4 protein-coding genes are annotated in these 6,707 nt (G+C 36.8%); 1 reads left to right on the forward strand and 3 read right to left on the reverse strand.

Annotation, left to right across the window (positions count from 1 at the left end; genetic code table 11):
- Positions 1 to 910: 910 nt before the first annotated feature.
- A complete protein-coding gene (locus H5125_RS21170; RefSeq protein ID WP_162022752.1) occupies positions 911 to 2,515 on the reverse strand; it encodes a methyl-accepting chemotaxis protein in 1,605 nt (534 codons plus the stop codon).
- Between the two features lie 361 nt (positions 2,516 to 2,876).
- Here H5125_RS21170 and H5125_RS21175 point away from each other — a divergent pair, with 361 nt between their 5' ends.
- Positions 2,877 to 3,488 carry a Yip1 family protein gene (locus tag H5125_RS21175; protein WP_162022751.1) on the forward strand — a complete coding sequence of 204 codons (612 nt, stop codon included), beginning with the start codon at positions 2,877 to 2,879 and terminating at the stop codon, positions 3,486 to 3,488.
- Positions 3,489 to 4,137: 649 nt separating this feature from the next.
- Here H5125_RS21175 and H5125_RS21180 read toward each other — a convergent pair.
- Both H5125_RS21180 and H5125_RS21185 read right to left on the reverse strand, forming a co-directional pair.
- Positions 4,138 to 4,497, reverse strand: a complete 360-nt coding sequence (locus H5125_RS21180; protein ID WP_162022750.1) for a lipocalin family protein — start codon at positions 4,495 to 4,497, stop codon at positions 4,138 to 4,140.
- Between the two features lie 251 nt (positions 4,498 to 4,748).
- Entirely contained in the window at positions 4,749 to 5,999 is a 1,251-nt protein-coding gene (locus tag H5125_RS21185; RefSeq protein ID WP_182745383.1) for a hypothetical protein, read from the reverse strand.
- Between the last annotated feature and the right edge of the window lie 708 nt (positions 6,000 to 6,707).

Raw genomic sequence — 6,707 nt, forward strand, 5'->3', positions numbered from 1 at the left:
ATGGCTATGGTTTTATAACAATGAAAGACCCAATACAGCAATTGGTGGTATCCCACCAAAGCAAAAACTGGCACTAGTGGCCTAAGTCTCTACTTTTGACCTCAGCTAAAAATGGGGAGATTACCAAAGCATTCGCGGCTTGGTTGATATCAAGCACAAAATGAGGTTATTGTTTCAGTCTGAGCTCTAGTTTTAAAGGTTAAGTCTTAAGCACACAACCCGCGTTGGCAGTTCGATGATCCTTGTGCTCGCTTTCGCTCTAGATGTTCGAAATATTCTGTTAAAGCTGGTAATGCCTCGAAAAAAACTTTAAATAATGAGCCAAACTCAGTGGTGATTTTTAGCCCGTTTTAAGCGGAAATATTAAGTCTATTGAGAATGTCTTGGCTACCTGAGCTAATTGCACTGCGCTTATCCTCTCGAATGATTCGCCCTGTATTATCTACCTGCACAATATAATCGTTAACGCTGAGCACCAATCCTTTAGGCATATCCTGACGTTCATTACTGACACAAGCCAATAAGCCTGCTGGTTGTTTACCTTTTATCGCTGAGTTAATTCGGCGTTAAATACAGGTGTAATAAGATATTTCTACTATGGTAGTCATCTTGAGCCGGATGTGCCTTTCTGTTAGTGAATAGATCTCGACATAAGCCATAAAGCCCACCCTGCCGCTTCATCTAATAACGCTTGGTTTTTTATAAAGGAATAGGTAAATCTGCCCTCCCACAAATTAGTCGGGAACGAGTAAAATCTGCCAGTGCACTTATCTTATTTATTGGCCATTGGGGCAAGCGGCTCATTCAAGAAACGCATAAGCCAACTCATTCCAAGCCCACTCATTAAAGTGGGCTTCTATTATAAGTCTTTTGAACAAATTATAGGCAACTAGAGCGAATTGAGCTCAACTTATTCACTTAAAAAAGAAGCTAACTCATCAACATGAGATTGAGTTTCATTGATGAGTAGGCCAATTTGAACCGCGGCGTCATTTGACGTTTTCGCAAGATTACGAACTTCGTCCGCAACAACGGCAAATCCACGTCCGGCTTCACCCGCTCTTGCTGCTTCGATGGCTGCATTGAGGGCTAATAGGTTTGTTTGATCGGCGACCGCATTAATAGTCGTTACCGTATTTTGAATTTTACTCAACACAGTAGACATCGCATTGTGCGTTTCGGTCACTAACTTATTACGAGAAGAAACATTACTGCCAAAAACAATATACTTAGAAATATTTCCATTCAAATCCGTAATTGAAGAAATAACACAATCTAAAATCACTTCAGTGCCTTGATGAATCAGTTTCATCATGACTGCTGTCGGTTCGCCTCGTTGGATCATCTGCGTACGAGAATGGTCTAAGTGGTCTTTTAAATTTCCCACTACAGTTTGCATTTTTACATCGTCGTGTAAATTTAACTGCTTTTTAGTATAGTCATTAGCTGAAATAAACTGACCACTTTGGTTAAACTCTAACACAGCCGAATGACTGCTTATTGCATCTCTTTGATTAATCTGTTCTAACACAATACGTTTGATTTCACGCACATCAGAGCTCACACCAACAAAGCCTGTGTGCTCACCTTTTTCATTAAAAATCGGATTTACTGCCAATACAATCCAATATGGCACCCCATGTTTATCAAAATTCAATATCTCCTCATAGAAGGCTTGTTTTGCTTTGAGCTTTTGAGATATGCGCTTAATCGTCTCTTTGTCGGTTTGTTCACGTTGCAAAAGTATACCGGGCTTTTTTCCCTTAACCTCTGCAAGGGTCAAGCCTGACAGTTTTTCAAAACCCGGGTTTACATATTCGACTAAACCATATTTATCAGTGATCAATACACTAGTGCTAGTATTACTTACCACCTTTGATAACATTTCGAATTGCTTTATATGCTGGTTTTGCTCTTGATGGGATAATACATAGACTATAAGTTTTTGATTACCAGAATCAATTTTGTGGCGCGCCACACGAAAATAGACCTTATCTTGCTCAGATAAACAAAGTAGTTGATCTTTACTGTTAAGCCCGTTTTGTAACGTTTTCTGTAAATTTATATCTGCTTGATTTAAATAAATAAAATCAGTGTTTACGGGATCCAGATTAGCTGTTACTAACTTTTCATTGTTATCAAATACAACATAGGCCTTGCCACTAAAAGCTAATAACTCTTGCCACACACTTTCATTTAATAACGGTGTTAATACAGCATCAAACGTATAAAGTGAGCAAGACTCTAAGTTTTTATAAGTGAGTGAGATAACTTGCTGACTAATGTGTAAGTTTTCATCACAGCGAATAGTTTTGCTACTACTGTCATAACGAGTAAGTAACAAATTAAAGGTTTGATTATGACCAGCTTGTTTTAAGCGCTGGCTTAATTGGTTAAAAGCATCATTAACGGCAATAATATTCTGCTGAGCATCGACCACAACAGCAGCTGACTGATGCGTGGTAACTAGCTGCAATGCCAGCGCTTTCCTACTAATTTTTGAACTAAACCACATAATAGATCTCTAATAAAAAATTAACAGCGTCAATACGTTAGTCGAGCGCTAATCGATCACTATTTAGGACTCAGTAATTGGGATCATCGCAATAACTGGTTTGGTCTTTAAATTATTAGATTAAATATATAACGGGTAATAAATATTACTCCGCGTTGAGAAAAGAAACCAAGCCAGCCATTTTTATGATAGTTGAGCAGTACACTCTAACTGTAGTTGCCACTCACTACCGGATAACAAAATACCGCCGCACAAAGCAAATATCCGCTTACCTCCTATACTGATATCTAAGACACACAGTCGTGTGCCAGTAACCTTAGGTTTTATAAAAAACTGTCGCTTGAATAAGCGAGGAGGAAGCATGATTAATCACGTTTGGGGACTTGTACATCATCCTGATAAAGAATGGCGCGACATAAGTAATGGACATGAAACAGTCAGTCATTTGTACAAAAATCATGTACTGTGGTTGGCGGCGATTCCAGTGGTCAGTACCTTTATTGGTACCACACAATTTGGTTGGACTTTTGGTGGTGAAGACACAATCAAGGTCTCAATGGAGAGTGGTTTAGGCCTGGGGATTTTATTTTATGCGTTAATTTTAACGGCAGTGACAATAGTCGGTAGTTTGATCCATTGGTTGGCACGTAAATACCCTAACTGCCCAAGCAGAAATGAATGTATTGTCTTTGCTGGTTACATGGCTACACCGATGTTTTTAAGTGGCTTGTTTGCTATATACCCTATGATTTGGTTGTGCACACTCGCCTGTATTATGGGCATCTGTTATACCGGCTATTTACTCTATAGCGGTACACCAAGCTTTTTAGGCATCAGCAATCAACAAGGTTTTATTATATCAAGCACAACGCTAGCCATTGGTGTATTAGTTCTAGAGGTTTTACTGGCCGCCGTTGTGCTGCTGTGGAGTCTAGGTGCAGACAATACCATTATCTGGAACCTGTTCAGATAGGCCATATTTTTTGAGCCCATCGACGGAAAACGCCTTAACAACTTGACCAAAGATACGTGAGCCGTTCAGTATTAAGTCATCAGGAGATGAAAACCTGCTATTCATTTTTATGATGATATAGTTAATAGGGCGAAACAGCTGAGGTTTTAGGCTTGTGCAACACTTGAGATAGGACGCGACTTCGCGCGGCCTATCTTACTTAGCCAAGGAAAGCCCCAAAAAGTGGTTATTATTGCATGCGTCAGTAAAGATGGTAGTCATCCTTAATTAGATGCTAAGAGATGGTTTTATTTTTAGTTTAGAAGTTAAACCTTAAGTACACAACTAGCGCTGGCAGTTTGATGCACCTTGTAGTTGTTTCGCTCTAGATGCTCACAGTATTCTGTTAAGACAGGTAATGCACTGACAACACATTTGAATAATGATCCAAACTCAATTGTGATTTTTAGCCAGTTTTCAGCTGAGATGTTTAGTCTATTTAGAATATAATCTCTCAAAAATGAGCATAGTTTTTTTGATTGCTCAGCATTTATAGTAGATTTGATTTATATCTGGATGCTTGTACAGTCTGAGGTTTAAGGTGTTGAACCTATTCAGGCGCTAAACTCAACATATTGCTCAAAAGTAGTTGACCACTACAACATAGCCTCTAGCGCTTTAATATATAAACACCTATTGGGGTTTTTAGATGCAAATTCAAACTATCTAATGATTGTATTTTCCATTCAATAATTTCATCACCTGAAGTCACATAAAGGATATTATTATCCCTATAATAACTATAAGCTTTACGACTTTGATTTGAGAAAATTTCGATTATTCTAGTATCTTCAATGACGACAACATTACCACCGTCTAAAAAGTTAGAACTATCATCTTCGTACTGCACTTTGGTTAATTGCCATTTGCCATTAATTTCATCTTTATTTGCTGAAGACTTAGGTATACAGCCCAGAGTAAAAATTAAAAACAAAAAAGTAACACTTAACATTTTTAGGATATATTTCATTTTATAAAAAATCCGTTGAAGTTATTTTAGATGGGGCACTTGCAAGCATTCGACCTAAACCATCAGGCAGTTTGAACAATTGATACAATTAATCAGCCATCCATTTTTATGATACTAAGCTGACAATAGTTTGTCTTTATCTAGCCATCTTCATTTTTAGCATGAGCAATTAAAGCGTAGTGGAGTGCCCAATGTTCATTCAGTTAAGATAGTCATATTATTTTTTTCGTTTATGATCACATCTACCGTTACTAATGATTTTTTGTTGGTCCTTTAAAAACTTGTTCTCCGTGTTCATTGAAACCAAATATAATAGATTCATGAGAAGGTAAACGCAGTACGATTTTTTCGTTTGGCTTCTGCTCAATACGTAGTCGATCAAATGGTACAGCGTTCAATTCATTTTCCCTTCTGATTTCAATAATGCATGGATATTTATCTCTACACCATTTGCCTTCAAATGAGATTAAGTCGTAATTTTTAATATACCAATCTGGTCGAGTATTGGTGTATGTCGTTCTCGGCCAAATGACATCAACATCGTGCTGCCCTGGCATGGTTGACCATACGGCCCCCAAATTATCAGTTAAAATGGTTGGATTTATCGGGTTAAATTTGTTTAAAATTTTATTATAAATCGGATTTTCAAATTCTAACGTTTTCGATTCCATTAAATTAGTTTGACTAATGGTAAGCGGATTGACACCGGTAAGATTAGCCAATTCGTTTGCTAGCCAGATTCTTTTGTCTTTAAGATTTTTTTCTAAAATATGACTATAGCCGCAATGAATTATAACTTTGGCATTTTTATTAATAGAAAATGACGCGTTATATATTTTTTTAGCTGCTACCTTCTCTCTTTCATTACCCGAAGAATCATCATACGTTATAATTTGATAACCAAGTTTTTTAGCTGTTCTGATCATTTCGGCATATACGGGTTCGTTAGAATATGTGCCAGAGCGTTCGATAGCATACCCTCGAATATTGATGTCAACATCTCTCTTTGATAGAGTTTCAATTGCTAAGTAACGATACCCACTACTCCATAGCTTTTGCAGTAAAGATTTTGTTAAAGTACGATGAAGAGCGATGTGGTGCGCCTCATTTATCATGACAATTTGAGTTTCTTTGGACATTGTTAGTATTTTGTCTACTGCCGATATTGGAACAAGGCTTTCAATAAGATCTTCGGTAATAAGTGGATCATCAGTAGGAAAACTAATTGCCTTTTCATACTGTCCTACATATGAATATAACGTTGTTAACGGCTGATTTATGGCAAACTGGCTTTGTAGGTCGCCTTTATATTTATCTTTCACTTCAATGACTTTACTGATTGCATCATTATATGATTTATTTTTTGGCGCATCGATGACTTGCTTATACAAAAAACCTAACTCACTAGGTTCATTAGCATATAAGTGATTTTTATAAACCAGCAATACAAAGGCCGACAAGTAGATATTTCGCATTATAAGTAACTTATGTTTTATGCACATGTGAATATATCCTTCTAAAATTTTTAAGTGGTGGTAAAATTTAAAATATGTATATTTACACATGAATCAGTAAAAATTCAATGATAACATTCGAGCTTGGCCGGGATCATATTTTGTTAATGATAAGGGATTATAATCATGGCCATGTTATTGATATGAATGGCGTTGACTAATACCAGTATGAATACTATTTTTTCAATTTAAAAACATGACATCCTTGTACATAATGCAATAATTATCAAGCACTATAACATTTAACTAAAGATTGTAATAACAGAGCAAAGCCAAACATCTTGTAGACTTATTAAATACAATTGTTATCTCACGATTACGAGTGAACCTAAATAACACCTAGAACAAGCCCCACTACAAATATTATCCAGAAAGTAAATGTGTCTCTGAAGCGATCGAGTAACCAAAAATAAATAAATGCTAACACGCCTGAAACTGCCGTACCAATTATTACATCGATAAAACTAACATCAACTATTAAGCTGAAAATGAAAACAATTGCGGCATAAATACCAGCACACAAGCCTGGACGTTCCGTTTTGAGTAAAAGTTGCATCAAGCCAATTAACAACCAGGGCGAGATCGTGAACATTTTTCAGTCAATTAAATACACTATTTGACGTTAACATTTAGCTATGATCTTATACTCCTTTTTTCCGGGAGCTCACCATGCATATTGACCACTTCAAAGAGACT

The sequence above is a fragment of the Shewanella sp. SR44-4 genome (assembly GCF_014163715.1).
Lineage (GTDB): Bacteria > Pseudomonadota > Gammaproteobacteria > Enterobacterales > Shewanellaceae > Shewanella.

Coding starts and splice junctions, on each gene's coding strand:
- H5125_RS21170 (WP_162022752.1), bottom strand. CDS start 2,515: ATGTGGTTTAGTTCAAAAATTAGTAGGAAAGCGCTGGCATTGCAGCTA.
- H5125_RS21175 (WP_162022751.1), top strand. CDS start 2,877: ATGATTAATCACGTTTGGGGACTTGTACATCATCCTGATAAAGAATGG.
- H5125_RS21180 (WP_162022750.1), bottom strand. CDS start 4,497: ATGAAATATATCCTAAAAATGTTAAGTGTTACTTTTTTGTTTTTAATT.
- H5125_RS21185 (WP_182745383.1), bottom strand. CDS start 5,999: ATGTGCATAAAACATAAGTTACTTATAATGCGAAATATCTACTTGTCG.